This is a genomic window from Stenotrophomonas sp. NPDC078853 (assembly GCF_044901215.1).
GTDB classification, from domain to species: Bacteria; Pseudomonadota; Gammaproteobacteria; order Xanthomonadales; family Xanthomonadaceae; genus Stenotrophomonas; species Stenotrophomonas lacuserhaii.
Genome location: NZ_JBJDOQ010000009.1, coordinates 1 through 25,258, shown reverse-complemented (window position 1 = coordinate 25,258; position 25,258 = coordinate 1). Strand labels below are relative to the sequence as shown.

At 67.3% G+C, this 25,258-nt stretch carries 22 protein-coding genes; 14 read left to right on the top strand and 8 right to left on the bottom strand.

Annotated features, from left to right (window positions below; genetic code table 11):
- Nucleotides 1–51 precede the first annotated feature (51 nt).
- Nucleotides 52–2,082, bottom strand: coding sequence for an NADPH-dependent 2,4-dienoyl-CoA reductase (locus ACI2JH_RS10815; protein ID WP_182657602.1), 2,031 nt, complete (start codon nt 2,080–2,082; stop codon nt 52–54).
- Between the two features lie 110 nt (nt 2,083–2,192).
- Nucleotides 2,193–2,816 carry a YitT family protein gene (locus tag ACI2JH_RS10810; RefSeq protein ID WP_404736176.1) on the bottom strand — a complete coding sequence of 208 codons (624 nt, stop codon included), beginning with the start codon at nt 2,814–2,816 and terminating at the stop codon, nt 2,193–2,195.
- Nucleotides 2,817–3,383: 567 nt separating this feature from the next.
- On the opposite strand from ACI2JH_RS10810, the gene ACI2JH_RS10805 reads away from it, so the two are divergent.
- The 4 genes from ACI2JH_RS10805 (at nt 3,384) to ACI2JH_RS10790 (ending at nt 6,361) form a co-directional block, all read left to right on the top strand.
- Nucleotides 3,384–4,475 (top strand): OmpA family protein, encoded by a 1,092-nt coding sequence (locus ACI2JH_RS10805; RefSeq protein ID WP_101098700.1) that lies wholly within the window; start codon nt 3,384–3,386, stop codon nt 4,473–4,475.
- Nucleotides 4,476–4,675: 200 nt separating this feature from the next.
- The gene (locus tag ACI2JH_RS10800) at nt 4,676–5,191 is read left to right on the top strand and encodes a hypothetical protein (protein ID WP_042615057.1); all 516 of its coding nucleotides are present in this window, start codon (nt 4,676–4,678) and stop codon (nt 5,189–5,191) included.
- An 18-nt stretch (nt 5,192–5,209) separates the two neighbouring features.
- A complete protein-coding gene (locus tag ACI2JH_RS10795; protein WP_101098702.1) occupies nt 5,210–6,019 on the top strand; it encodes a pseudouridine synthase in 810 nt (269 codons plus the stop codon).
- An 84-nt stretch (nt 6,020–6,103) separates the two neighbouring features.
- Nucleotides 6,104–6,361, top strand: coding sequence for a hypothetical protein (locus tag ACI2JH_RS10790; RefSeq protein WP_101098703.1), 258 nt, complete (start codon nt 6,104–6,106; stop codon nt 6,359–6,361).
- 83 nt (nt 6,362–6,444) lie between these two features.
- Here the strand turns inward: ACI2JH_RS10790 and kbl are convergent, their stop codons facing one another.
- A complete protein-coding gene (kbl, locus tag ACI2JH_RS10785; protein ID WP_182657608.1) occupies nt 6,445–7,647 on the bottom strand; it encodes a glycine C-acetyltransferase in 1,203 nt (400 codons plus the stop codon).
- 197 nt (nt 7,648–7,844) lie between these two features.
- Here kbl and ACI2JH_RS10780 point away from each other — a divergent pair, with 197 nt between their 5' ends.
- Nucleotides 7,845–8,537, top strand: coding sequence for a TorF family putative porin (locus ACI2JH_RS10780; protein ID WP_101098704.1), 693 nt, complete (start codon nt 7,845–7,847; stop codon nt 8,535–8,537).
- Nucleotides 8,538–8,732: 195 nt separating this feature from the next.
- On the opposite strand, the gene tdh is transcribed toward ACI2JH_RS10780, so the two are convergent.
- Nucleotides 8,733–9,767 carry an L-threonine 3-dehydrogenase gene (tdh, locus tag ACI2JH_RS10775; RefSeq protein ID WP_404736175.1) on the bottom strand — a complete coding sequence of 345 codons (1,035 nt, stop codon included), beginning with the start codon at nt 9,765–9,767 and terminating at the stop codon, nt 8,733–8,735.
- A 257-nt stretch (nt 9,768–10,024) separates the two neighbouring features.
- On the opposite strand from tdh, the gene ACI2JH_RS10770 reads away from it, so the two are divergent.
- The 7 genes from ACI2JH_RS10770 (at nt 10,025) to ACI2JH_RS10740 (ending at nt 18,579) form a co-directional block, all read left to right on the top strand.
- Nucleotides 10,025–12,187, top strand: coding sequence for a S46 family peptidase (locus tag ACI2JH_RS10770; protein ID WP_404736174.1), 2,163 nt, complete (start codon nt 10,025–10,027; stop codon nt 12,185–12,187).
- Between the two features lie 147 nt (nt 12,188–12,334).
- Nucleotides 12,335–12,976 carry a histidine phosphatase family protein gene (locus tag ACI2JH_RS10765; protein WP_101098707.1) on the top strand — a complete coding sequence of 214 codons (642 nt, stop codon included), beginning with the start codon at nt 12,335–12,337 and terminating at the stop codon, nt 12,974–12,976.
- 24 nt (nt 12,977–13,000) lie between these two features.
- Nucleotides 13,001–14,284 (top strand): bifunctional tetrahydrofolate synthase/dihydrofolate synthase, encoded by a 1,284-nt coding sequence (folC, locus tag ACI2JH_RS10760; RefSeq protein WP_404736173.1) that lies wholly within the window; start codon nt 13,001–13,003, stop codon nt 14,282–14,284.
- Between the two features lie 80 nt (nt 14,285–14,364).
- Nucleotides 14,365–15,384 (top strand): SPOR domain-containing protein, encoded by a 1,020-nt coding sequence (locus ACI2JH_RS10755; protein WP_404736172.1) that lies wholly within the window; start codon nt 14,365–14,367, stop codon nt 15,382–15,384.
- Nucleotides 15,385–15,424: 40 nt separating this feature from the next.
- Nucleotides 15,425–16,186 carry a CvpA family protein gene (locus tag ACI2JH_RS10750; protein WP_101098710.1) on the top strand — a complete coding sequence of 254 codons (762 nt, stop codon included), beginning with the start codon at nt 15,425–15,427 and terminating at the stop codon, nt 16,184–16,186.
- A 69-nt stretch (nt 16,187–16,255) separates the two neighbouring features.
- Complete coding sequence (purF, locus tag ACI2JH_RS10745) at nt 16,256–17,722, top strand: amidophosphoribosyltransferase (RefSeq protein ID WP_101098711.1); 1,467 nt, start codon at nt 16,256–16,258, stop codon at nt 17,720–17,722.
- A gap of 2 nt (nt 17,723–17,724) precedes the next feature.
- A complete protein-coding gene (locus tag ACI2JH_RS10740; RefSeq protein WP_101098712.1) occupies nt 17,725–18,579 on the top strand; it encodes a ferritin-like domain-containing protein in 855 nt (284 codons plus the stop codon).
- A gap of 6 nt (nt 18,580–18,585) precedes the next feature.
- On the opposite strand, the gene ACI2JH_RS10735 is transcribed toward ACI2JH_RS10740, so the two are convergent.
- Nucleotides 18,586–20,067 (bottom strand): phospholipase effector Tle1 domain-containing protein, encoded by a 1,482-nt coding sequence (locus ACI2JH_RS10735; RefSeq protein ID WP_404736171.1) that lies wholly within the window; start codon nt 20,065–20,067, stop codon nt 18,586–18,588.
- A 65-nt stretch (nt 20,068–20,132) separates the two neighbouring features.
- Here ACI2JH_RS10735 and ACI2JH_RS10730 point away from each other — a divergent pair, with 65 nt between their 5' ends.
- Together ACI2JH_RS10730 and ACI2JH_RS10725 are read left to right on the top strand one after the other, a co-directional pair.
- Entirely contained in the window at nt 20,133–20,840 is a 708-nt protein-coding gene (locus ACI2JH_RS10730) for a M12 family metallo-peptidase (protein WP_404736170.1), read from the top strand.
- A gap of 222 nt (nt 20,841–21,062) precedes the next feature.
- Nucleotides 21,063–22,175, top strand: coding sequence for a M12 family metallo-peptidase (locus tag ACI2JH_RS10725; protein WP_349999627.1), 1,113 nt, complete (start codon nt 21,063–21,065; stop codon nt 22,173–22,175).
- Between the two features lie 9 nt (nt 22,176–22,184).
- Here the strand turns inward: ACI2JH_RS10725 and lpxH are convergent, their stop codons facing one another.
- From lpxH to ACI2JH_RS10710, 3 genes are read right to left on the bottom strand one after another with little or no spacing between them, the layout of a single operon-like run.
- The gene (lpxH, locus tag ACI2JH_RS10720; RefSeq protein WP_404736169.1) at nt 22,185–22,922 is read right to left on the bottom strand and encodes a UDP-2,3-diacylglucosamine diphosphatase; all 738 of its coding nucleotides are present in this window, start codon (nt 22,920–22,922) and stop codon (nt 22,185–22,187) included.
- 45 nt (nt 22,923–22,967) lie between these two features.
- Nucleotides 22,968–23,507 (bottom strand): phosphatase PAP2 family protein, encoded by a 540-nt coding sequence (locus tag ACI2JH_RS10715; RefSeq protein WP_101098717.1) that lies wholly within the window; start codon nt 23,505–23,507, stop codon nt 22,968–22,970.
- Nucleotides 23,488–24,633 carry a glycosyltransferase family 1 protein gene (locus ACI2JH_RS10710; protein WP_101098718.1) on the bottom strand — a complete coding sequence of 382 codons (1,146 nt, stop codon included), beginning with the start codon at nt 24,631–24,633 and terminating at the stop codon, nt 23,488–23,490. Before ACI2JH_RS10710 ends, ACI2JH_RS10715 begins: the two co-directional genes overlap by 20 nt.
- Nucleotides 24,634–25,258 lie beyond the last annotated feature (625 nt).

Below are 25,258 nucleotides of genomic sequence, written 5' to 3'. Positions count from 1 at the left end.
AGGTTCGGGGCAGGGTCGGAAAGCCGATCCCGCTGCCCCTATTCAGCTTTTTCAGAGGGCAGCGGCGACGCGGCTGCCCTGGTCAATCGCGCGCTTGGCATCGAGTTCCGCAGCGACGTCGGCACCGCCGATCAGCTGCGCGGAGATGCCGGCCGCGGCGAGTTCCGCATGCAGGGAACGGTTGGATTCCTGGCCTGCGCAGATCACCACGTGATCGACATCCAACAACTGCTCCACCCCCTCCACGCGGATATGCAGACCGGCATCGTCCACGCCCAGGTACTCCACGCCACCCAGCTGCGTCACGCCCTTGGCTTTCAACGTAGCGCGGTGGATCCAGCCGGTGGTCTTGCCGAGCCTCGCGCCCGGACGTCCGGCGCTGCGCTGCAGCAGCCAGAGCTTGCGTGGCGAAGGGACGATGACCGGACGGGCAAGGGCGCCGCGCGCTTCGAAACTCGGATCAACGCCCCATTCGGCCATCCAGCTCGCCGTGTCCAGCGACGGCGACGGACCGGCATGGCTCAGGAACTCGCCGACATCGAAACCGATGCCACCGGCGCCGATGATCGCCGCACGCGGCCCCACCGTGACCCGGCCCAGCAGCACGTCCAGGTAGTCCACCACCTTGGCATGTCCGGCGCCGGGGAAATCGACCTTGCGCGGCAGGATGCCGGTCGCCAGCACCACCTCGTCGAAGCCGGCAAGCGTGTCGACAGACACCCGCGTGCCCAGCCGCAGCTGCACGCCGGTTTCCTCCAGCTTGTGGCGGAAGTAGCGCAGGGTTTCGTGGAATTCTTCCTTGCCCGGGATCCGCTTGGCAACGTTGAACTGGCCGCCGATCTCATCGTTGGCGTCAAACAGGCTTACATGGTGGCCGCGTTCGGCAGCGACGGTCGCACAGGCCAGGCCGGCCGGTCCTGCACCGACCACCGCGATGCGCCGCGGCGATGTGGTGGGCCGATAGACCAGCTCGGTTTCATGCGCCGCGCGTGGATTGACCAGGCAGCTGGCCAGCTTGTTCTCGAACACGTGGTCCAGGCAGGCCTGGTTGCAGGCGATGCAGGTGTTGATGCGCTCGGGGCGGCCGGCGCGTGCCTTGTTGGCCCACTGCGGATCGGCCAGCAAGGGGCGCGCCAGCGACACCATGTCGGCGCCGCCGCTGGCCAGGATGCGCTCGGCCACGTCGGGCATGTTGATCCGGTTGGTCGCCACCAGCGGCACCCCGACGTGGGGCTTCAGCTTGGCGGTAACCCCGGCGAACGCCGCGCGCGGGACCGAGGTGGCGATGGTCGGAATGCGCGCCTCGTGCCAGCCGATGCCGGTATTGATGAGCGTTGCGCCAGCTGCTTCGATGGCCTGTGCCTGGGCGACGATTTCCTGCCAGTTGCTGCCATCGCTGACCAGGTCCACCAGTGACAGCCGGTAGATGATGATGAAGTCCGGGCCGCATGCTTCACGGATCCGACGCACGATTTCCACTGCGAACCGCATGCGCTGTGCAGCATCACCACCCCACTGGTCGGTGCGGGTGTTGGTGCGCGGGGCGACGAACTCGTTGATCAGGTAGCCCTCCGAGCCCATCACTTCCACACCGTCATAGCCCGCATCGCGGGCCAGCCGCGCGCTGCGCGCGTAATCGGCGATGTGCCGGTCCACGCCGCGGCTGGACAGGGCGCGCGGGGTGAACGGATTGATCGGGGCCTTCAGCTTGGATGGCGCAACGGACAACGGGTGGTAGGCATACCGCCCCGCATGCAGCAGCTGCAGGCAGATCTTCGCGCCGTGCTGGTGGGCGGCCGCAGTGAGCTGGCGATGCGGACCGACTTCCCATGGCCAGCTGAGTTTGCCGCCGAATGGCTTCAGCCAGCCGACCACGTTAGGCGCGAAGCCACCGGTGACGATCAGTCCGACACCGCCTTCGGCGCGTTCGGCAAAGTAGGCGGCAAGGCGCGGGAAATCGCGGGCGCGGTCTTCCAGCCCGGTGTGCATGGAGCCCATCAGGATCCGGTTGCGCAACTGGGTGAAGCCCAGGTCGAGCGGAGTGAACAGGTGGGGGTAGGCGCTGTCGCTGGCTGGCGTCATCGTGGATACGCTTGCGTACGGAAGCGTCCAGCGTGCCGTGAATCCGCGTCCATCGCAAGACGCGCTGCGGTATTCCCCACGATGCAGCGAGGCCTTCGGGGGCGGGCGGGTCAGCCCGGGGGGACCGTCGCGTGCGCCGCGACCGGGGGCCTGCCGATGCCGAACCAGCCCAGGGTCATGCCGCACAGCGGCCCGATCAGCAGCGCGAAGGCCAGCGTGCCCGGTCCCACGTTGCCGCCCAGCAGCCAGCCGGCCAGCAAGGCGCTGCCTTCTATCAGGCTGCGCACCTGCCAGATCGGCCAGCCGCTGCGGGCATGCAGGCCCGTCATAAGTCCATCGCGCGGACCGGGCCCCAGGCGTGCGCCGATATACAGGCCGGTGGCTACGGCGATCAGCAGCAGTCCGGCAGCAAACAGTGGCAGCCGCAGCGAAAGGCCTTCCACCACAGGCAGCAGCCACAGTCCGAACTGCGCGGCGGGACCAATCAGCAGCACGTTGAGCACGGTGCCCAGGCCGGGCTTCTGACGCAGCGGCCACCACAGCAGCAGCACTACCGCGCCGATGGCATTGGTGGCCAGGCCGAAGGACAGCGGCGTATGCGCCGCGATGCCCTGCGACAGCACATCCCAGGGCGCCACGCCGATTCCCGCACGCACCATCAGGGCAATCCCCAGCCCGTACAGGCAAAGGCCGACAACCAATTGGGTGATGCGCAGCAGCAGGGAGGAGGGCATGGCGGCAGGGGCTCTAGGGTCTGTCGCCACGATAGGTCGGCAGAGGGGGGGCGAACAGGTACAGCACGCCGCAATTCGCGCCATACAGCGGTGCGCACAGCCTCGGCAGTGATTGCTTGATCGGCTCAGTGAATCTACTGCGTAGGCGTTACGCGCATGCACATCCATCGCCGCGTGGCCACGCAGGTGTGTGCCAGTAAATCCGTTTGAGCGTCGTTAACAGCATGCCACTGCCGTTCAGACTGGCCTGGCGTAGAAAGTTCCTCACCGCGCAGGCTGCGGGATGAACGCTTGACTTTCCGCCAAAGCAAAATGTTGCAGCGCGAGACTGAAGCCCGGTAAAACCCTTGCCACGCCTGACTGTTGCGGTTTTTCATGATCCTGTATAGGGTGCAACCGCCGGTCCGGTGGAGGCCCGGCGCCCGTTTTTCACATGTTACGGGACTGTTAACATGGCCTTCACTCCCCTGAGCATAATGTTCGCGGCGGTGGCGTGCTGAATCGGCTGTCGTAGTGCTGGCCCATGCCTCTACCGGTTTCATACCCCCGATATAGGAGCTGTACTCAATGAACAAGAAGATCCTTACCGCCGCGCTGCTGGGTGGTCTGGCTTTCGCCCAGGCTGCTTCGGCACAGGAGTTTGACGACCGCTGGTACCTGACCGGTTCGGCTGGTTTCAACTTCCAGGACAGCGACCGCACCACCAACGATGCTCCGTTCGTCAGCCTGGGCCTGGGCAAGTTCATCAGCCCGAACTGGTCGCTCGACGGTGAGCTGAACTACCAGAACCCGAACTTCGACGCCAACCAGGACCTGAACTGGTCGCAGTACGGCGCCTCGCTGGACCTGCGTCGCCACTTCGTGCAGGAAGGCCGCGGCTGGAACCCGTACCTGCTGTTCGGCCTGGGCTACCAGAAGTCGGAAGAAGAGTTCGCTGCTGTCGACGCCAATGGCCCGCGTGAGCGCAAGGACGGCAGCTTCGCCGCCAAGCTCGGTGCCGGTCTGCAGACCACCTTCGACAAGCGCGTTGCCGTGCGTGCCGAAGTGGCCTACCGCGCTGACTTCGACGACAAGAGCGTTGCCGCTCCGAGCGAAGACTGGTTCGGCGACGTGCTGGCTTCGGTCGGCGTCGTGATCCCGCTGGGACCGGCTCCGGTCGCTGCCGTGCCGGCTCCGGCTCCGGTTGCCCCGAGCTGCGCCGACCTGGATGACGACGGTGACGGCGTCAACAACTGCGACGACAAGTGCCCGGATTCGCAGCCTGGCCAGACCATCGGTCCGGACGGTTGCCCGGTGCCGGTCTCGATCGACCTGAAGGGTGTCAACTTCGACTTCGACAAGGCCAACCTGCGTCCCGACGCGGTTGCGATCCTGAGCGAAGCCTCGCAGATCCTGACCCGTTACCCGGACCTGAAGGTTGAAGTTGCTGGTCACACCGACTCGAAGGGTTCCGACGAGTACAACCAGAAGCTGTCCGAGCGTCGTGCTACCGCCGTGTACAACTACCTGACCTCCAACGGCGTTGCTGCTTCGCGCCTGCAGGGTCCGGTCGGTTACGGCGAGAGCCGCCCGATTGCTCCGAACACCAATGCTGATGGTTCGGACAACCCGGAAGGCCGTGCGAAGAACCGTCGTACCGAGCTGAACGTCCAGAACTGAGTTCTGACGCTTCACCGGTAAGACACACAGCAGGACCCGGCTTCGGCCGGGTCTTGTTGTTTGTGCGCTGTCGTTTTTACCGCTTATCCGAAAAAAACAAAAAAAACCAATGAGTTGCCGTATTCATTGAATGTAGGATCTTGAAAGCCGTTGTGTCGCTGTTAAACTCGCGCCACTACCCACTTTCTGGATGCTCCCTCATGCTGCGCACTGCATCGGCCGTCGTCCTGGCCCTGGCCCTGGTTCCCGCCGCCCACGCTGCCGTGGACTGCTCGGTCTCGGCCAGCAGCGCTCCGCTGCCGTTGCCGGCCACCGCGATCGCACCGGTGGCGAGCGAGCTGTTTACCCGCAACTCTCGGCTGGGCATGCCCGCCGGCGTGCTGACCACCAATTACGAACAGGCCCAGTCGCTGGACAGCGTGCTGCGTCGCCTGCGCATCGAAGGTTGCCAGAACGTGGCCAAGGCCATGCCGAGTGCACCGGCGGTGAGTCCGAATGACCCGGCCGCCTACAAGCCGCAGACCGCGTTCGACAACACGCCATGGCGCTTTGACATGAGCCAGAACGGCAAGCGCATGACCGCCGAGGAGTTCGATGCCTGGATGAAGGCGCGTGGCGTTCGCGTGGTCAAGGCCCGTCCGGTGCCGGCCACCGCCGTCGCGCCCGTTGCCCCGGTGGAAGCCTCTGCCGAGACCAAGCCGGCTGACAAGAAGTAAGTGAGGGCGGGGCAGGACATGCGGCCACGGCGCCCGCCTGCCAACCCACCTGCTCGTGCCCGCCCCGGTGGTGGGCGCGCAGCGCCTGCAGCAGGCGGGGGCGTTCGCCACGGACTGGCACGCGTGTTGTCCAAGGCGGGCCTGTGTTCGCGTACTGAAGCCGCGCGCTGGATTGCCGCCGGCCGCGTGAGCGTGGATGGGCGCACCATCCGTGATCCCGAATTCCCGATCCAGGCCGGCCGCCAGCAGGTGCGCGTGGATGGGCAGCCGCTGGATGCCGCGCCGCGCATCTACCTGATGCTCAACAAGCCGCGCGGCCTGGTTACCACCGTCCAGGACGAACAGGGCCGGGATACCGTCTACCGCTGTTTCGATGGGGCCGGCCTGCCGTGGTTGGCGCCGGTCGGACGCTTGGACAAAGCCAGCGAAGGCCTGCTGCTGTTCAGCAATGACCCGCAGTGGGCGGCCGCGCTGATGGATCCGGCCACCGGCCCGGACAAGACCTACCACGTGCAGGTGGATGGCATTCCAGAGGCGTCGATGCTCGCCGCATTCTGCGCTGGCATCGAGGACGAAGGAGAATTCCTGGCCGCGCGCGCGGTGAATCTGCTGCGTACCGGCGAAAAGACCTCGTGGCTGGAAGTGACGCTGGACGAAGGGCGCAACCGGCACATCCGTCGCCTGCTGGCCGCGTTCGACCTGCAGGTACTGCGGCTGGTCCGCATCGGCATCGGCGGGCTGCGGCTCGGCGAACTGCCCAAGGGCCAGTGGCGGATGCTGCAGATGGAAGACCGGCGGCAACTGGAGGCCGCTGCAGGACCGGGCTGAGACCCGCGGCCGACGCCTGGCGTCGGTCCCGCTCCGGGCGCAAGGGGGGCCCGGCTTTGCATTTACTGAAAGAGGTATCCCACCGTGTTGCGTTTCCTGACCTCTCCACTGCGCCTGACGCTGCTGCTGCCTTTGGCGGCCCTGGCCGCATGCAGCCACAAGAAAGAACTGGCCAAGGCCCCGCCACCGCCGCCGCAGGACATCATCGAAGTACGCATCCCCGAGCTGGACGGGCGCGGCAGCTACCGTTTCAACATGAGCGAAGGCGACAAGAAGATGTCCGCCGACGAATTCGACGCCTGGATGAAAGCCAACGGCATCCGCGTGGCCAAGGGTCGCTGACACAAAAAAGGGGACGGAGGGCATTAAGTCGTATCCAGCCGGTACAGGCTGGATACGACTTAATGCCCTCCGTCCCCTTTTTGTCAGATCACACCGAGTTCGCGGCCGATGCGGGTGAAGGCATCGATGGCGCGGTCCAGGTGCTCGCGCGTGTGCGCTGCGCTGATCTGGGTGCGGATGCGCGCCTGGCCCTTGGGCACCACCGGGAAGAAGAAGCCGATCGCGTAGATGCCTTCCTCCAGCAGGCGCTCGGCGAACTTCTGCGCCAGCGGTGCGTCGTACAGCATCACCGGGCTGATCGGGTGCACGCCGGGCTTCACGTCGAAACCGGCAGCCACCATCTTTTCGCGGAAGTAGGTGGTGTTGGCCACCAGCGTTTCGCGCAGGTCGTCGGCGGCGGCCAGCATTTCAAAGGCCTTGATGCCGGCGGCCACCACGTGCGGCGGCAGCGAGTTGGAGAACAGGTAGGGGCGCGAGCGCTGGCGCAACAGTTCGATCACTTCGGCCTTGGCCGTGGTGAATCCGCCCAGCGCCCCCCCCATCGCCTTGCCGAGCGTGCCGGTGATGATGTCGATCCCGTCCAGCACCCCCTTCACTTCGGCCGAGCCACGGCCGGTCTTGCCGAGGAAGCCGGTGGCATGGCATTCGTCGATATGGACGAGCGCGCCGTACTTCCGGGCCAGCGCCGTGATCTCGTCCAGCGGAGCGATGAAGCCGTCCATCGAGAACACACCGTCGGTGGTGATCAGCTTGGTCCGGCAACCGGCCGCATCGGCGGCCTGCAGCTGCGCTTCCAGATCGGCCATGTCGCAGTTGGCATAACGGAAGCGCTTGGCCTTGCACAGGCGCACCCCGTCGATGATCGAAGCGTGGTTGAGGCTGTCGGAAATGATCGCATCCTGCTCGCCCAGCAGCGGCTCGAACAGGCCGCCATTGGCGTCGAAGCAGGCCGCATACAGGATCGTGTCCTGCTTGCCGAAGAAGTCGGCAATCTGCGCTTCCAGCTGCTTGTGCAGGTCCTGGGTACCGCAGATGAAGCGCACCGACGCCATGCCAAAGCCGTGGCTGTCCAGCGCATCCTTGGCGGCCTGGATAAGGTCCGGGTGGTCGGCCAGGCCCAAATAGTTGTTGGCGCAGAAATTGAGCACCGTGCGGCCGTCTTCCAGGGTGATCTCCGCCGACTGCGGGCTGGTGATGATCCGCTCGGACTTGAACAGGCCCTGGGCGCGGATGGCGTCCAGTTCCTCGGCGTAATGGCGGGTCAGGTCAGGCGAGGATTCGGTCATGGTGGCAGCACGGCTCAACACGGGAAAACGACGATTTTACCCGCCCCGGCCATGGAAGGGCGGCAGGGCAGGGAGCACGAACGTGTTGCGTTGCAATATCAAACAGGTTAAAAAACCGTGAACCGGATGGATTCACGCAGCCGGTCCGCGCCACGCCCCATGTCCCTCCTCCCCGCCATCGCCCCCCGGAGACGCCCATGAAGCACGCCGTCCGCTGTCTTGCCGCTGCTGCTGTCCTGTCCCTCGCCTCGTTCGCCGCCAGCGCGCAGGAAGCTGAGTCGCCCTACAGCTGGAACGTCACCGCCGTGTCCGATTACGTCTTCCGTGGCGTGTCGCAGACCGACGAGGATCCGACCCTGCAGGCCGGCTTCACCTACACCAGCCCGGTCGGCCTGTATGCCGGCGTCTGGGGCTCCGGCGTCGACTTCGGGCCGGGCGACCCGAGTACCGAAGTGGACTTCCTGATCGGTTACGGCTTCGACGTCAGTGACAACGTCAACTTCGATGTGCTGTTCAACCGCTACACCTACCCGGGTGCCAGCGAGCTCAATTACAACGAGCTGATCACCAGCACCACCTTTGCCGAGCAGTACAAGCTCACCGTGGCCTACACCAATGACCTGTCCGGTTCGGATACCAAGAGCTGGTATTACGCCATCGGCGGTGAGTGGGCGCTGCCGCAGGATTTCACCCTGGCGGCCAACGTCGGACGCACCTCGCTTGAGACCGATTTCGGCAAGGACTACACCGATTTCAACATCGGCGTCAGCCGTCAGTTCGGCCTGTTCAACCTTGGCCTGGGCTTCCACGGCACCGATGGCGCCGGCCGCGACAACAACGGCTACCTGGCCGACAACCGCGTGGTGTTCACGGTAGCCATCGGCAAGTAACCAGCGCCCCGCGTGCGACCGTGCAGCGCACGTCATGCACAACGAAAAAGGCGCCCTTGCAGGCGCCTTTTTCAATCATGTGACCCTTTGTTCCCTCTGGTGGAGAGCCCCCTTGTTGTTCAAGGGGGCGCGCGGACAGGCGCGGGGATAAGGAAACATGCGGGAGAACTGATCGGACGCGCTTCGCGCGCTCGATCAGTTCCAGCTGAGGACCACCTTGCCAGCCTTGCCTTCTTCCATCAGGTCAAAGCCCTTCTGGAAGTCATCGATCGGCAGCTGGTGGGTCATCACCTTGCCGAGCGGGAAGCCGGACAACACCAGCTGGGTCATCTTGTACCAGGTCTCGTACATCTTGCGGCCGTAGATGCCCTGCACGGTCAGGCCCTTGAAGATGATCTTGTCCCAGTCGCAGCCGGCGCCGCGGGGCATGATGCCGAGCATGGCGATCTTGCCGCCGTGGTACATGCAGTCCAGCATGTCGTTGAACGCACGCGGATTGCCGCTCATTTCCAGGCCCACGTCGAAGCCCTCCATGTGCAGTTCCTTCATCACGTCCTTCAGCGACTGGTTGGCCACGTTCACCACGCGCGTGGCGCCCATGTCGGCGGCCAGCTTCAGGCGGAAATCATTGACGTCGGTGACCACCACGTTGCGCGCACCGATGTGCTTGCAGATGCCGGCGGCGATGATGCCGATCGGGCCGGCGCCGGTGATCAGCACGTCCTCGCCGATCACATTGAACTCCAGCGCGCAGTGCGCGGCATTGCCATAGGGATCGAAGAAGGCGGCCAGCTCGGACGGGATCTGGTCCGGGATCGGCCACAGGTTGGTGGCCGGCATCACCATGTATTCGGCGAAGGCGCCGTTCACGTTCACGCCGATGCCAACGGTGTTCGGGCACAGGTGCTGACGGCCGCCGCGGCAGTTGCGGCAGTGGCCGCAGACGATATGGCCCTCGGCCGAAACGCGCTGGCCGACCTCATAGCCGGTGACCGCACTGCCGAGCGCGGCGACGCGGCCGACGAACTCATGGCCGATGGTCAGGCCAGGCTTGATGGTGCGCTGGCTCCACTCATCCCACAGGTAGATGTGCAGGTCGGTGCCGCAGATGGCGGTCTTTTCCAGCTTGATCAGCACCTCGTTGGCGCCCGGCACCGGCACCGGCACTTCTTCCAGCCAGATGCCCTTGGCGGCTTCGCGCTTGACCAGCGCCTTCATCGTTTGTGCCATCTCGGTGGAACTCACAGGGGGAAAGATGGCGCGGATTATAAAGCCGCCAGCGCCCGCGCCATGTTGCAGCGCGGGTCAGCCGGCGTAATGCCGCCGACCATGGGTCGGCGCTACCAGGCCACCGTAGCCCCGCCACCCCGCCACCCCGCCACCCCGCAGCCTGTGAGCCAGGGGAGCATGACCCATGACCTCCGGGCATCCTGCCGGAGCCGGGCGGCGGGCTAGAATCGACGGTTCCATTACCCAAGGGCCGCTTCATGCGCTCGAACCTGCTTGCTTTCTCCATTGTCGCCAGCCTTGGCCTGGTCCAGCTCGCCCATGCCGCAGAAGGCATGTGGGTGCCACAGCAGTTGCCGGAAATCGCCGGTCCCCTGCAGAAGGCCGGCCTGAAGCTGTCGGCCGAGCAGCTGGCCGACCTGACCGGTGACCCGATGGGCGCGGTGGTCGCCCTCGGCGGCTGCACTGCCAGCTTCGTCTCCCCGCAGGGCCTGGTGGTCACCAACCACCACTGTGCCTACGGCGCCATCCAGCTGAACTCGACGGCCGAAAAGAACCTGATCAAGGACGGCTTCAACGCCCCGAAGACCAGCGACGAACTCAGCGCCGGCCCGAATGCCCGCGTGTACGTGCTGGACCAGATCACCGATGTGACCGCGCAGGCCAAGGCCGCCATCGCCGCGGCAGGCAAGGACCCGCTGGCCCGCACCCGCGCGCTGGATGCCTTCGACAAGTCGCAGGTGGCCGCCTGCGAGGCCGACGCCGGCTTCCGCTGCCGCCTGTACAGCTTCTCCGGCGGCAACACCTACCGGCTGTTCCGCAATCTGGAAATCAAGGACGTGCGGCTGGTCTACGCGCCTCCGGGCAGCGTCGGCAAGTTCGGCGGCGACATCGACAACTGGATGTGGCCGCGCCACACCGGCGACTTCTCCTTCTACCGCGCCTACGTGGGCAAGGACGGCAAGCCAGCCGCCTTCGCAGCCGACAACGTGCCCTACCAGCCCAAGCACTTCCTGAAGTTCGCCGACCAGCCGCTGGGGGCCGATGACTTCGTGATGGTGGCCGGCTACCCGGGCCGCACCAACCGCTACGCACTGGCTGGCGAATTCAACGAAACCGCCGACTGGACCTATCCGACCATCGCCCGCCACTACAACGCCGTGCTGAAGCTGATCGAAGATGCCGGCAAGGCCGACGCCGACGTCAAGGTGAAGTACGCCGCCACCGCGGCCAGCATGAACAACGTCGCCAAGAACTACGCCGGCCAGCTGGAAGGCTTCAAGCGCATCGATGCGGCCGGCCAGAAGCAGGCCGAAGAGGCGCAGGTGCTGGCCTGGTTGAAGCAGCAGGGCACCGCTGGCAAGCCGGCGCTGGCCGCGCACGCGCAGTTGCTCAAGCACCTGGAAACCGGCCGCAGCACGCGCGAGCGTGACCTGTTCGTCAGCCAGTTCAACAACACCTCTGCCGTGGGTTCGGCGATCACCCTGTACCGCACCGCGATCGAGCGCAGCAAGCCGGACGCCGAGCGCGAAGCCGGCTACCAGCAGCGCGACCTGCCGACCATCGAAGGCGGCATCCGCCAGATGGACCGCCGTTACGTGGCGAAGATGGACCAGCAGCTGCAACAGTACTGGCTGGAGCAGTATGTCGCCCTGCCGGCCGCGCAGCGCGACAACGCGGTGCTGAACCAGTGGCTGGCCGGCAGCGATGCCAACGCGGTCAAGGCACTGGTCGGCAAGTTGGGTGGCACCCGGCTGGGCAGCCTGGATGAGCGCCTGAAGTGGCTCACCGCCGACCGTGCCGCATTCGAAGCCAGCACCGATCCAGCCATCCAGTACGCGGTGGCGATGATGCCGGCGCTGCTGAAGCAGGAAGAGCAGAAGAAGGTCCGCGAAGGTGAGTCGCTCAGCGCGCGCCCGCTCTACCTGCAGGCCGTGGCGGACTACAAGAAGAGCCAGGGCGGGTTCGTCTATCCCGACGCCAACCTGTCGCTGCGCATCACCTTCGGCAACGTCATGGGCTACGGCAAGGACGGGGTGAACTACACCCCGTTCACCACGCTGGAAGGCATCGTGGCAAAGGAAACCGGCGAAGACCCGTTCGATTCGCCGAAGGCGCTGCTCGATGCGGTCAAGGCCAAGCGGTATGGCGGCTTGGAAGACAAGCGCGTCGGTTCGGTGCCGGTCAATTTCCTGTCCAACCTGGACATCACCGGCGGCAACTCCGGCTCGCCGGTGCTGGACGCGCACGGCAAGCTGGTCGGCCTGGCCTTCGATGGCAACTGGGAATCGGTCAGTTCCAACTGGGTGTTCGATCCGGTCATGACCCGCATGATCGCCGTGGACAGCCGCTACATGCAGTGGATCATGCAGGAAGTGGCGCCGGCGCCGCAGCTGCTGAAAGAACTGAACCTGGCGAAGTAAACGCTCACGGGGCGGATTCCCCATCGGATCCGCCCTGTTTTCCCACGGCGGGGCTTCAGGCGGAGCAGGTATGATGGCGCTCCGGCGTGGTTTCACAGGACGTGAACGAAACGCCGGACCTCCTCCCCCCAAGGACCCGTACCCCGCATGCGCATCCTGCTTGCCCGTCACGGCGAAACGCCGTGGAACGCCGAAGGCCGTTACCAGGGCCAGATCGATATCCCGTTGTCGCCGATCGGCGAATCCCAGGCGCAGGCGCTTGGCGAACGATTGAAGTCCGTGGACATCACCCGTGCGGTGGCCTCGCCGCTGTCACGCGCGCAGCGTACCGCGCAGCTGGCCCTCGGCGCCCGCGCCGACATGCTGCTGACCGAACCGGAGCTGCAGGAAATCGCCCACGGTGAGTGGGAAGGCCTGTTGGCCAGCGAGATCCATGAAAAAGACCCGTCGCGGCTGCGCGCCTGGCGCGAAGAGCCGGACACCGTGCTGATGCCGGGCGGCGAATCACTGCGCCTGGTGCTGGACCGCAGCTGGCGTGGCCTGGCACGTGCCGCCGAAGGTCTCGGCGAGGACGACACCCTGCTGGTGGTCGCCCACGATGCGGTGAACCGGGTCATCCTGTGCCGGATCCTCGGCCTGCCGATCAGCCGCCTGTGGAGCTTCCGCCAGGCACCGACCACGCTGAACCTTCTGGAAGGTCCGGACATCGAACAACTGGAAGTGGTGCGCATGAACGACTGCGCCCACCACACGCCGTTCTTCGGCGAAGCCAAGCACCGCGCCCTGTAACCGAAACCGATTGGACGTCCCACCGTGACTGCACTGCCCACTACGCTCAGCGACTGGCTGATGTTCATCGAACGCCAGCACCCGGCCACCATCGACATGGGACTGGAGCGCGTGCGCACCGTTGCCGCCGCCCTGCAGCTGGGCGCCCCTGCGCAGCGCACCATCACGGTGGGCGGCACCAACGGCAAGGGCTCCACGGTGGCTTTCGTCGAAGCGATCGCGCGTGCCGCCGGCTGGAAGGTCGGCGCCTATACCTCCCCGCACCTGCTGCGCTACAACGAGCGCGTGCGCATCAATGGCGAAGAAGCCAGCGACGAAGCACTGGTGGCGGCCTTCAGTGCGGTCGAAGCCGCGCGTGGCGATACCACGCTGACCTACTTTGAATACGGCACGCTGGCGGCCTTCTACCTGTTCGCGCAGGCCGGACTGGACCTGGCGGTGCTGGAAGTCGGGCTGGGGGGGCGCCTGGATGCGGTGAACCTGGTCGACACCGACGTGGCCGTCATCACCACCGTGGACATCGACCACGCCGACTGGCTGGGCGCTGACCGCGAAAGCATCGGCACCGAAAAGGCCGGCATCCTGCGTGGCTGGAAGCCGGCCGTGCTGGGTGAGATCGATCCACCGTCCAGCGTGCTGCGGCGGGCCTACCTGATTGGTGCCAACGCGATCCGCGCCGGCAGCGATTATTTCAACGAAACACTGGACGCGCAGACCTGGGCCTGGCGCGATGTCGCCGTGCGCCTTGAGTTGCCGATGCCTTCGCTGGCCGGCCCGGTGCAGCTGGCCAACGCCGGTGCGGCGATTGCCGCGCTGCGCTCGCTGGAGCCGCCGCCGGGCTGTTCGCTGCCACGCGCCGCCTACGCCGAAGGCATCGCCGCCGCGCGCATCGACGGCCGGCTGCAGCGCGTCGAGCGTAACGGGATCAACGTGCTGGTGGACGTGGGCCACAACCCGCAGGCGGCCACTGCGCTGGCCCGCGCGCTGCAGGCCGAACCGGTCAGCGGGCGCACGCTGGCGGTGTATGCCGGCCTGCAGGACAAGGATGCGGCCGGCGTGGTGCAGGCGCTGGGCGAGGCCGTGAGCGAATGGACGCTGGCCGGGCTGGAAGGCCCGCGCGGCCAGGACGCCGCCGCGCTGGCGGCCCGACTGGCCGGAACCGTTGCCGCGGATGCTTCCCGGGCCGATACGGTGGCCCACGCGCTGGCCCAGGTGCTGGCGCAGGCAGTGCAGGGAGACCGCGTACTGGTGTTCGGTTCCTTCCATACCGCCGCCGAAGCGCTGGCCTGGCTGCAGACCGCCACCTGAGCCGCGTTCAGCCGTTGCCGACGCTGCATCACGGCAGGACCGTATAATCATCGGCAGTTCCCACCTGTTGCCTGCCATCCGTGGATACGTCCCTGAAACAGCGTCTGATCGGTGCCATCGTCCTGGTGGCCCTTGCCGTGATCTTCCTGCCGATGCTGGTGACCGGCCCTGCCCGCAACAGCACCGCCGACAGCGTGCCGCTGGAGGTGCCCGGCGCGCCGGCCAATGCCCAGTTCGAAACACGCGAGTTGCCATTGGCCGCTCCCGCGGGGGGTGACAGTGGCCTGCGCGGCGCCGCGCCGCTGCAGGAACCTGCCGCCAACGCCGCCGCCACGGTGGATACCGGTCCGGCCGTGGCCGCCGGCAATTTCGCGGTCAGCTTCGGCGCCTATGCCAGCAAGGCCGATGCCGATGCGGTGATCGCCCACCTGAAGGGCGCGCAGCTGCCCGGTTTCAGCGAAGCCGCCACGATCAACGGCAAGCAGGCGTGGCGGGTCCGCGTCGGCCCCTTCGTTGACCGCGCACAGGCCGAATCGGCCCGGCTGCAGGCCGTGAAGATCCGCAGCGACGTGCGTGCCGAAGTAGTCACCCTGGATGCCAACGTCGATGGCGCCGCCGCGACCGCACAGGCGCCGGCCGCCACCACCACGCCGCTGGGCGGCAACCCGGTGCAGACCCAGGCGCTGCCGGAAACCGCGCCCCCGGCAGCGGCTGCCGCGCCGGCACCCAAGCCCGAACCGAAGCCGACCGCGACCCCCGCGCCGGACACCAAGGCGGTCGCCGCCAAGCCGGCGACGCCTGCGCCGGTGGCCAAGCCGGAAGTGAAGCCTGAGGTGAAGGCGCCGGCGGCCCCGGCCGCCAGCGGCGTGGGGTTTGCCGTGCAGCTGGGCGCGTTCGGCCAAGCTGCTGATGCCAACGCCCTGCGCGACAAAGCGCGCGCCGCCGGCTTCAGCGCCTTCGTCGACCAGGTCCGCACTGACAAAGGCGTGCTCAGCCGGGTCCGTGTCGGGCCGGTCGCCAACCGTGCCGAGGCCGACCAGCTGAAGGCGCAGGTCGCCGCCCGGGTCGGCGTGGCCGGCATGGTCAGACCGCACCCCTGATGCCCATTCCCGGCCAGGACGCCCAAGGAAACCCGCCCGCATGATCGACATCGTGCTGGCCTGCGTGATCGCCATCTCGACCCTGCTGGGGTTCGTGCGGGGCTTCGTTGGCATCGTGGTCGGCACGCTGTCCTGGCTGCTTGCCGGCTGGGCGGCGTTCCTGTTCGGCAATGACGTGGCGCACCTGTGGTCAGCGCCGGCACAGCCGGGCAACGGCCACCTGGTCGGCGGCTATGTGACGGTGTTCCTGGCCGTGCTGATCGCCGTCACCGTGCTGGGCATGCTGGTCCGCGCCGGGCTGCGCATGGCGCTGCTGGGCGGCGCCGACCGCATGCTCGGCGGCGCACTGGGCCTGGTGCGTGGCGGCTTCATCAGCGCGGTGCTGCTGCTGATGGCCACCTTCACCCCGCTCACCGCCGAACCGGCCTGGCAGCAGTCCCACCTGCGCGCGGTGCTGCAGCCGGTGGTGGGCTGGATGGATGCCCAGCTGCCGGATGTTTCACGGCCGATGCAGAACCTCGAGCGGATGGTGCCCAAGGGCCTGCCATCGTCGCTGGATGGGCTGGTACCGGCTGGCTTGCCCTTGCCGTCCAGCGGTTCGTCCCCATTTGCAGAAAGCCTGTTGGGAAAGCCGACCGCGACAGGCGATAATGGTGTCCTCGGCGAGGTGGTGGCGGGACGCGGATGGCCGCGTAACGTGGACCCGGCCAGGGGCGCGGCGAGCGAGTCCGCGAACGCCCCGGCACTGCCCGCGAACATCGAGTCGGCGCCCGAGCGTCCAGATCCTGCCGCTGTCCCGTAAGGCGGCTCCCCCGGCCAGGCACGGCCAACATCCCTGTAGATGGGCGCAGCCCAGCGGAGATTACGCAACATGTGTGGCATCGTCGGAATCGTCGGCAACCAGAACGTCGCCGGGCAGCTCTATGACGGCCTGACCGTCCTCCAGCATCGTGGCCAGGACGCGGCGGGCATCGCCACCGTCGACGGCACCCGCCTGCGTGTGCAGAAGGCCAACGGCCTGGTCCGCGACGTGTTCGACGCGCGCACCATGTCCACCCTGGAAGGCCGCGTCGGCATCGCCCACGTGCGCTATCCCACCGCCGGTTCCGAAGGCATGGACGAGGCCCAGCCGTTCTACGTCAATTCGCCCTATGGCATCGCGCTGGCGCACAACGGCAACCTGATCAACACCGAAGACCTGCGTCGCCAGGTGTTCGAACAGGACCGCCGCAACGTCAACACCGATTCGGACAGCGAAGTGCTGCTGAACGTGTTCGCCTACGAACTGGATGCACAGAAGCAGCTCAGCCCGGAAGCGGCGATCCGCGCGGTGTCCCACGTGCACCGTCGTTGCAAGGGCGGCTATGCGGTGGTCAGCGTGGTGCTGGGCCTGGGCCTGGTCGCCTTCCGCGATCCGCACGGCATCCGTCCGCTGGTGCTGGGCAAGCGCAGCCACGCCGAAGGCGATGAATACATCGTGGCCTCCGAATCGGCCGCGCTGGACGTGCTGGGCTTCCAGCGCATCCGCGATGTGCAGCCGGGCGAAGCGCTGGTGATCACCGCGCGCGGCGAACTGTTTTCGGAAATCTGCTCGGAGACCGCCGAACACACCCCGTGCATTTTCGAATACGTGTACTTCGCGCGGCCCGATTCGATGATCGACAACGTGTCGGTGCACAAGGCGCGCATGCGCATGGGCATCAAGCTGGGCGAGAAGATCCTGCGCCTGCGCCCGGACCACGACATCGACACCATCATCCCGATCCCGGACACCTCGCGCGATGCCGCGCTGGAGATCTCCAACACGCTCGGGGTGAAGTACCGCGAAGGCTTCATCAAGAACCGCTACATCGGCCGCACCTTCATCATGCCGGGGCAGGGCGAGCGGGTGAAATCCGTGCGCCGCAAGCTCAACCCGATCCACCTGGAGTTCCGCAACCGGGTGGTGCTGCTGGTGGATGACTCGATCGTGCGCGGCACCACCAGCCAGCAGATCGTGCAGATGGCGCGCGACGCCGGCGCCCGCAAGGTCTACCTGGCCAGCGCCGCCCCGCCGGTGCGTTACCCGAACATCTACGGCATCGACATGCCGGCCGCCGAAGAGCTGGTCGCGCACAACCGCAGCGTGGAAGAAATCGAAGCGCACCTCGGTTGCGACTGGCTGATCTACCAGGACATCGAAGACATGGAAGCGGCGGTGCGCGAAGGCAACCCGGCACTGCAGAACTTCGATTCCTCGTGCTTCAACGGGCATTACCCGACCGGCATCGAGCCGGGCTACTTCGAGCGCATCCAGCAACTGCGTTCGGACGACGCCAAGCACAAGCGCCGCGCCTGATCGTGAGCGCCACGGCCCCATGCGACGTCGATCGATCCGACGTCGCCGGTGACCTGCTGCGCGCCGCGCAGCAGTGCCTGGCCGAGGCCGACCCGCTGCGCAAGGTCGCGCTGACCCAGGCCCATGCTGCGGCCTTCCGCGCCGGTCGGCTGAAGCTGCCGGCCGATCCGCCGGCACCGGCGCCGATCCGCATGCCCGGGCGTCCGGCCACCCTGCAGCAGGTGCACCCGCGCGACGTGCCGCGACGCAAGCTGGGTGGGGCGGAAGGGCGCGCACGTTTCATCCATGCCATCGCGCATATCGAGCTCAACGCGATCGACCTGGCCTGGGACGCGGTGTACCGCTTCCGGGGTCTGCCGTCGGCCTTCTACGCTGACTGGGTCAGTTGCGCGGACGATGAATCGCGGCATTTCCTGATGTTGCGCGGACGGCTGCAGGCGCATGGCCACGACTATGCCGATTTTCCCGCCCACAACGGGCTGTGGGAGATGTGCGAGAAGACCGCCCATGACGGATTGGCGCGCATGGCCCTGGTGCCGCGCGTGCTTGAAGCGCGTGGCCTGGATGTCACCCCGGGGCTGATCGCGAAACTGCGTGGCTGCGGCGACGAAGAGACGGCCGACGTGCTGGAGATCATCCTGCGCGAAGAAGTCGCCCACGTGGCTGCGGGCAGCCGCTGGTACCGCTGGTACTGCGAACGTGCCGGCGTGGACCCGCGTGCCCGCTTCAAGGAACTGCTGGTCGACTACGCCGGGGGCTACCTGCATGGCCCGTTCAACATCCAAGCGCGCCTGCTGGCCGGTTTCGATGCCGATGAACTGGCCGAACTAATGGAACAGGCCGAGCGCGCCGGGTAGCGGGCCTCAGGCGTTGCGCAGTACGACGCGCTGGCCGTCGGCGGTGGGGCGGTTGATGTAGAACAGTCCCGGGCCGGGTCGATACGGCAGCTCGCTGACCCCGGCATCGGCGGTGTAGGTGAGTGCGGTGTCACCCAGCGCGTCGAAATTCCAGTGTGCCGACTGCATCAGGTAACGCTGTTTCAGCACTCGTTCCTGCGCCGGCTCCAGCGCTGTGCCGGCCATCAATGCAGCGGCGATCCCGCGCAGGTCCGTGGGCGATGTGCCGTCTATGCTGGCATCGGGTGCGTCCGTCCAGCGCACGCCCGCCGCCGCGGCACGCGCATGCATCAGGCGCAGCGCGATCAGCTGGTAACGCCAGTCGATCGGGCGCTTCAGCACCACCGCCGAATACACGAACAAGGTCGGCGTGGGCAGCGCGCTGCGGCTGCCTGCCTGGCGCTGGCGTACCCACTGGTGCCACGTGTCCACCCACACCGCATCGGCGCCCAGCCCCAGCTGCTGCTGCCAGCGGACGGCTTCGGCCAGTGCACGCTGGTGGCTTTCGGTGCGATGCAGCCAGTCTGCCGGGGGAAGGGAGAAGTCATCCAGCCCGTGTCGCCGCACCTGCTGGCTGCGTGGACGGGTGAGCAGCTTGGGGCCCTCTTCCGTCTGGTCGTAGCCGCCACCGATATTGGCGTGTACCCCGGGCAGCCTGATTTCTTCGTGGTCCGGTGCCACCGTGGTCAGGGCAAAGTGTTCGCGATGCTCGTCGCGCGCGCTCAGCTGCAGCACCTTGCCGGCGATCCCCGCAGGCAGGTGCAGGCGCGGCGCTTCATCGGCACGGCCGCCCCTGATCGCCACTACGGTATCGAACAGCCCGATGAAGCCGATCACCGGATGGGGCAGGGTGAACGCCGGATCCACGCGCAGGCCGGCTTCGCGCAGCAGTCCTTGCCAGTGCGGTGATCCCCAGGCCGCGATCTGGTTGGCGACATCACGTGCCGCCGCGGCACCGCGCGAGAACCCGAACAGATCCACCCGGATGCCTCGCAGCGGCTGCTGCCAGTGCCGTGCGAGCTGCGCCAGCGCAGCGGGAAGCTGGGCCTGCAGGGCGCGGTTGATCTTCGCGCGGACACCACTGGCGCCCACGCCGAAGGCCAGTCCGATCAGGTCATCAGCCTGGCCATCGCGGGTGCCGGTGCCTTCGGTATAGATCGCCACCGACGGGGCGGCGGCGCCCGCCACGCGCCCGTCGGCGTACAGCGCATGCAGCCTCGCCACGTTGGTCAGGCCGTTGTTGAAGCTGCTGGTGATGCGGCTGTGGTACGGCGAGGCGTCATCGGCCTGCCATATCGGTGGCAAGGCCTGCGGCGGACCGGGGTGGTCGCCGCCGGGACCGCGCCCGCGCGCCAGGTTACGTGCGTTGTTGCGCGTGCCGTCGAAGAACAGGCCGATCCGTAACAGGCCGCTATCGCGTGTGCTGCCGTCCCCTCGCACTGTGCTCATGGCCGCCCTCCCTTGCACGGACAGTAGCGCGGGGCCGGGTGCAAGGGAACCCTGCCAGGCCGGTGATGCCGCCCGCGCCGGACGCGCACATCCGCAGCGGAGACCCGGGGGGCTGGGCGACGATCCGGGTGCTGGTGATTGCCACCCAGGGGGCCATCAACGCCTATGGGGGCAACATGAAGGCAAAGGCCGAACTGGCCGTGGCCGAATCCAACGAGGGGTTCAAGAATGGCCGGACCAACATCCGCATGGAGCTTGCCGACTACCGCACGACCGGCTTCCCTGAGGGGCGCATGGGGGATGACCTGGGGAGGCTGCAGAACCCGGGCGACGGCCAGCTCGATGAGGTGCACGCCCTGCGCGATGCTGCCCGGGCCGATGTCGTGGTGATGCTGACCGATGGCAAGGATGCATGTGGCGTGGGCTATATCAACGCGCCGGCCTCGCATGCCTTCGCCGTTGTCGGCTGGCGCTGCGCCACCGGAAATTATTCCTTCGGCCACGAAGTCGGCCACGTGCTGGGCGCCAACCATGACCGTGCCAACGCCTCCGGCTCGCCTTATCCCTACGGACACGGCTACCAGTTCAGCCTGGGCAGCGGCGAGCGTTTCCGCACCATCATGTCCTACGACTGCCCGGGCGGCTGTACGCGCATCAATAGCTGGTCCAACCCGGACATCACCTACGGTGGCGCCCGCACCGGTGATGCGGCCACCGCGGACAACCAGCGGGTGCTGGTGCAGCGCAAGCACGTGGTCGCCGGATTCCGCTGAGCTTGCTGCGCCTTTGCTGGAAGGGTCGGGTCCCCGCGTCACGCCTCCGGGCGTGGCGCGCACAGCGCGGCCCCGCTGCGCCCCGGCGTTATCGGGCTGCCAGAGGCGGCGTTTCCTGATGGATCCGCGCCGGCGACCGCCGCGTAATGGCCTCATGCGCGGCGAAGTCCGCAGTGTCCGGAGTCGGATGCTGATTCGCCGTAGTGCCCACAGGAGGCCATCATGCTGCACTCCCGTCTTCTCCCCGGCCTGCTCCTGGCCGGTACATCGTTGGCATCTGCCGCCGCCCCGTCGCTGAGGCTGCAGGAGGCTGCCGCCTCTGCCCTGCATGCCGGGACACCGGCATTGATGCTCGAGATCGAGGGCCGGCCGGTCGCCGTGCGACGCGAACATTCCCGCGCATTGCCTACGGGGGACGTGGCATGGAGTGGCAGCTGGGACGCCACCGGACAGGCTGCGGGGGGCGAGCTCAGCCTGGTGCGATCCCCGGCGGGAATCACGGCGGTCGTGCATAGGGGCGAAGACCTGCTGCGCATCGTTCCGGTCGGTGGTGGCCGGCACCAGACCCTGCCGCTGGCCACCCGCCAAGTGCCGATGCATCCTCCGGGTGACATCCCGATGGGGCCGCTGGAGCCATCCGCCGTCGGCCCGGCAGGCACCGCGCCGACCAGCAGGGTCCGGCTGCTCGTGGTAGCCACGGCCGACGCGGTGGCCGGCTACCCCGGTGACCTGCGGGCACTGGCCGAACTGTCCATTGCCGAATCCAACCTCACCTACCAGCGCAGCGGCGTGGACATGGACGTGGAACTGGCGGGGTACGTGGTCACGCCTTATGAGGAAAGCGGCAACATGGAGCAGGACCTGAGGCGCCTGCGCTCGCCTGGTGACGGCTACATGGACGAGGTACACGCGCTGCGCGACCAGCACGCGGCCGATGTCGTTCTGCTGCTGATGAATCGTGCGTTCGCCTGCGGGCTCGCCGATCAGATCGGGGCGGACGCCGACGGTGCGTTCGTTGCCGTGCTGGAGCAATGCGCTGCGGGAGAGTATGTCCTTGCCCATGAAATCGGGCATCTGGCAGGCGCCCGGCACGACATCAAGCGCGATCCGGCAGCAGCCCCGTTCGCCTTCGGCCATGGGTACTGGTACCAGCCACCGCGTGCACTGGGATGGCGGACGGTGATGTCCTACGACTGCCCGACCGGCTGCCGGCGCATCCCCTACTGGTCCAGCCCGGACCTGTTGCACGAAGGCCAGGCCACCGGGAACCGCAACGAAGCGGATAACCGCCGTGTGCTGGAACTCACCCGCGCGAAGATCGCCGGCTTCCGCTGAGCAGGAGCATCACAGTGCCTGCAGCGACATCCCATCGGAGGTGACCCGCAGCACCGAACCCTGCTCATACCAGTCGCCCAGCACGATGCGCGTGCGTGCCTGGCCGCCTGCCATCAGCGAATGCACGGCGGGGCGGTGGGTATGGCCGTGGATCATCGTGTCCACGCCGAAGCGGATGAAGGTCGCATCGACCTCGGCCGGTGCCACGTCGGTGACGGTTTCGAACTGCGCGCGATCTCCCTGCTTCATTTCCGACTGGCGGCTCTGGCTGGCATCGCGTGCCTTCTGTGCGAACGCGATGCGCGCGGCCAGCGGCTGTGCCAGGAACTGGGCCTGGAACGCCGGATCGCGGGTCTGCGCACGGAACTGCTGGTAAGGCAGGTCATCGGTACACAGCAGGTCGCCATGCTGCAGCAGCACCGGGGTGCCATACAGGTCGATCACGCAGGGATCGGGCAGGATGCGCATGCCGGCGCGGGCGGCGTACTGCTCGCCCAGCAGGAAGTCGCGGTTGCCGCGGATGAAGTACACCGGCACGCCGGCATCGGACACCTCCTTCAGCGCCGCTGCCACCGCATCGGCCGCCGGTGAAGGCGTGTCGTCACCGATCCAGGCTTCGAACAGATCGCCCAGGATGTACAGCGCGTCCGCTTCAAGCGCTTCGCTGCGCAGGAAGGCAAGGAAGAGATCGGTGATGGCCGGACGGCTCGCGTCCAGGTGCAGGTCGGAAATGAACAGCGTGGTCATGCGCCTATTGTAGGCAAGACATCCGATGCGTGTGGGGATGGGGGATCACGCGCCCAACGGCAGCCAGCCCAGGCTGGCCCACGCCAGCAGCAGCGCGATACCGGTGGCGGCCAGCACATCGCTGGGGTAGTGCAGGCCCAGCACCACGCGCGATGCCGCCACGCCCAGCGTGAACGGCACCAGCAGCGGCGCCAGCCACGGGTAATAGAACAGGGCCACAGCAGTGAAGGAGACCGCATGCAGGGTGTGGCCGGAGGGGAAGCTGAACTCGTCCAGCGGGGCCACCCAGGCGCGGATGCGCAGGTCGGCCTTGTAGGGCCGCGGGCGCCGGGTCCAGCGCTTGAGCCCCTTGTACATCAACAGCGCGGCCAGGCCGGTGGCGGCCATGTGGGTACTGGCGCGCAGCCCTTCCATGCCATCCAGCAACACCAGCGCACCCATCAGCACGTACCAGAACACGCCATCACCCAGCCGGCTGATCACCGCGAACAGCGAGCGCATGCGACGGCGGCGGCAGTACAGGTTGGCACGGCGGCACCAGCGGGTTTCGCGGCCGATCAACAGGTCAAGCGGCGTGGTGCGCATGCAGCCTCCGGGCGTGGGCGAGTTCGGACAGCAGGGCATCGAATTCGGCTACCACCTGCTGTGGATGCAGGCGCTTCATGTCCCGCGCCGCCTGCTGGCCAAGGCTGGCGCGCAGCGTGTCATCGCCGGCAAAGCGCAGCGCGGCTTCGACGAACTGGTCGTCGGTATCCACCGCCGCGCCATTCTCGCCATCGCGCAGGTATTCGCGCGCGGCGCCGTAATCGAAGGCCACCGTGGCCAGTCCACTGGCCATCGCTTCAAGGGTCACGTTGCCGAACGTCTCGCTGCGGCTGGGAAACAGGAACAGGTCGCCACTGGCGAAATGGCGCGACAGCGCTTCGCCGCGCTGCACGCCGCAGAACAGGAAATCAGGATTGTCGTGGGCCAGTTTTTCGCGGGCCGGTCCATCGCCGACCAGCACGAAGCGGGCTTTGGGGCGCTGCTGCTGCAGCCGGCGGAAGGCCTTCACCGCAAGACCCAGGTTCTTTTCCGCGGCGATGCGCCCGACGTAGATCGCGGCAAAACCATTGCCCTCGATACCCCATTCTTCGCGCAGCGCCGGATCGCGCTTGGCCGGATCGAACTGTTGGCTGTCCACCGCGCGGGCCAGCAGCCGGACCCGTTCGAAGCCTTCGCCGGCGAGGAAATCCTGCAGTTCCCGGGTGGGCACCAGGGTGGCATCGGCCTGGTTGTGGAAGCGGCGCATCCAGCGCAGCGCCGCGGCCTGCAGCCATGCCACGCCGTAGTCAGGCAGGTATTCGTCGAAGCGGGTATGGAAGCCGGTGGCGACCGGGATGCCGAGCCGGCGCGCGCAGCGCAGGGCCGACCAGCCCAGCGGGCCTTCGGTTGCGATGTAGACCGCATCGGGGCGTCGGGCCTGCCACTGGCGGCCGAGCCGGACAGGCGCGGGCAGGCCGAAGCGCAGGCCGGGATAACGGGGCAGGGCGGCACCGGGAACCAGCAGCGTGCCGTCCCGCTGCTCGGCGTCGCCGTCGGCGTGCTGGCGCGGTCGCACCAGGTCGACCTCGTGCCCGGCCTGGCGCAGGCCCATCTCCAACCCCTGCACGGTCAGGGCCACGCCGTTCACTTCCGGAGGATAGGTCTCGGTGACGATCGCGTAGCGCATGGGGCTCTCCCGTTTGTGCGCATGCTCGTCGTTGGGCATGTCCCGGGCATGACCGGATTGCGACCGTCGCGTTACCGGGCGAGCGGGTGGGACCCCCTCGAGGGTGGCTTTGGAGCTGCATCTGGGGTGGGCCGGGCGGTGGGGCTGTGCGGGGGACGGCAAAAGCCGCTCCTGCGGGCCTCGTTTCGCGCCATCCATGGCGCGGGTACACGTCATCGCATTCGCGCTGCCGCTCCCACGCCTTGCTTCGCAAACCGCAGGCCCCGTCTCACCAGCACCCACACCCCGCCGCTTCGCGGCCGCCCCTGACTCAGGGGCTTCCTCCCCCAGATGGGCTACTGTCATCGGTAGCGCCGACCCATGGTCGGCGAGCGCAGCGGGCCGTTGGCGGGAGAGTCCGCCGACCATGGGTCGGGTCCGCGTCATCGCATTCGCGCTGCCGCTCCCACGCCTTGCTGCGCAAACCGCGGGCCCCGTCTCACCAGCACCCACACCCCGCCGCTTCGCGGCCGCCCCTGACTCAGGGGCTCCCTCCCCCAGATGGGCTACTGTCATCGGTAGCGCCGACCCATGGTCGGCGAGCGCAGCGGGCCGTTGGCGGGAGAGTCCGCCGACCATGGGTCGG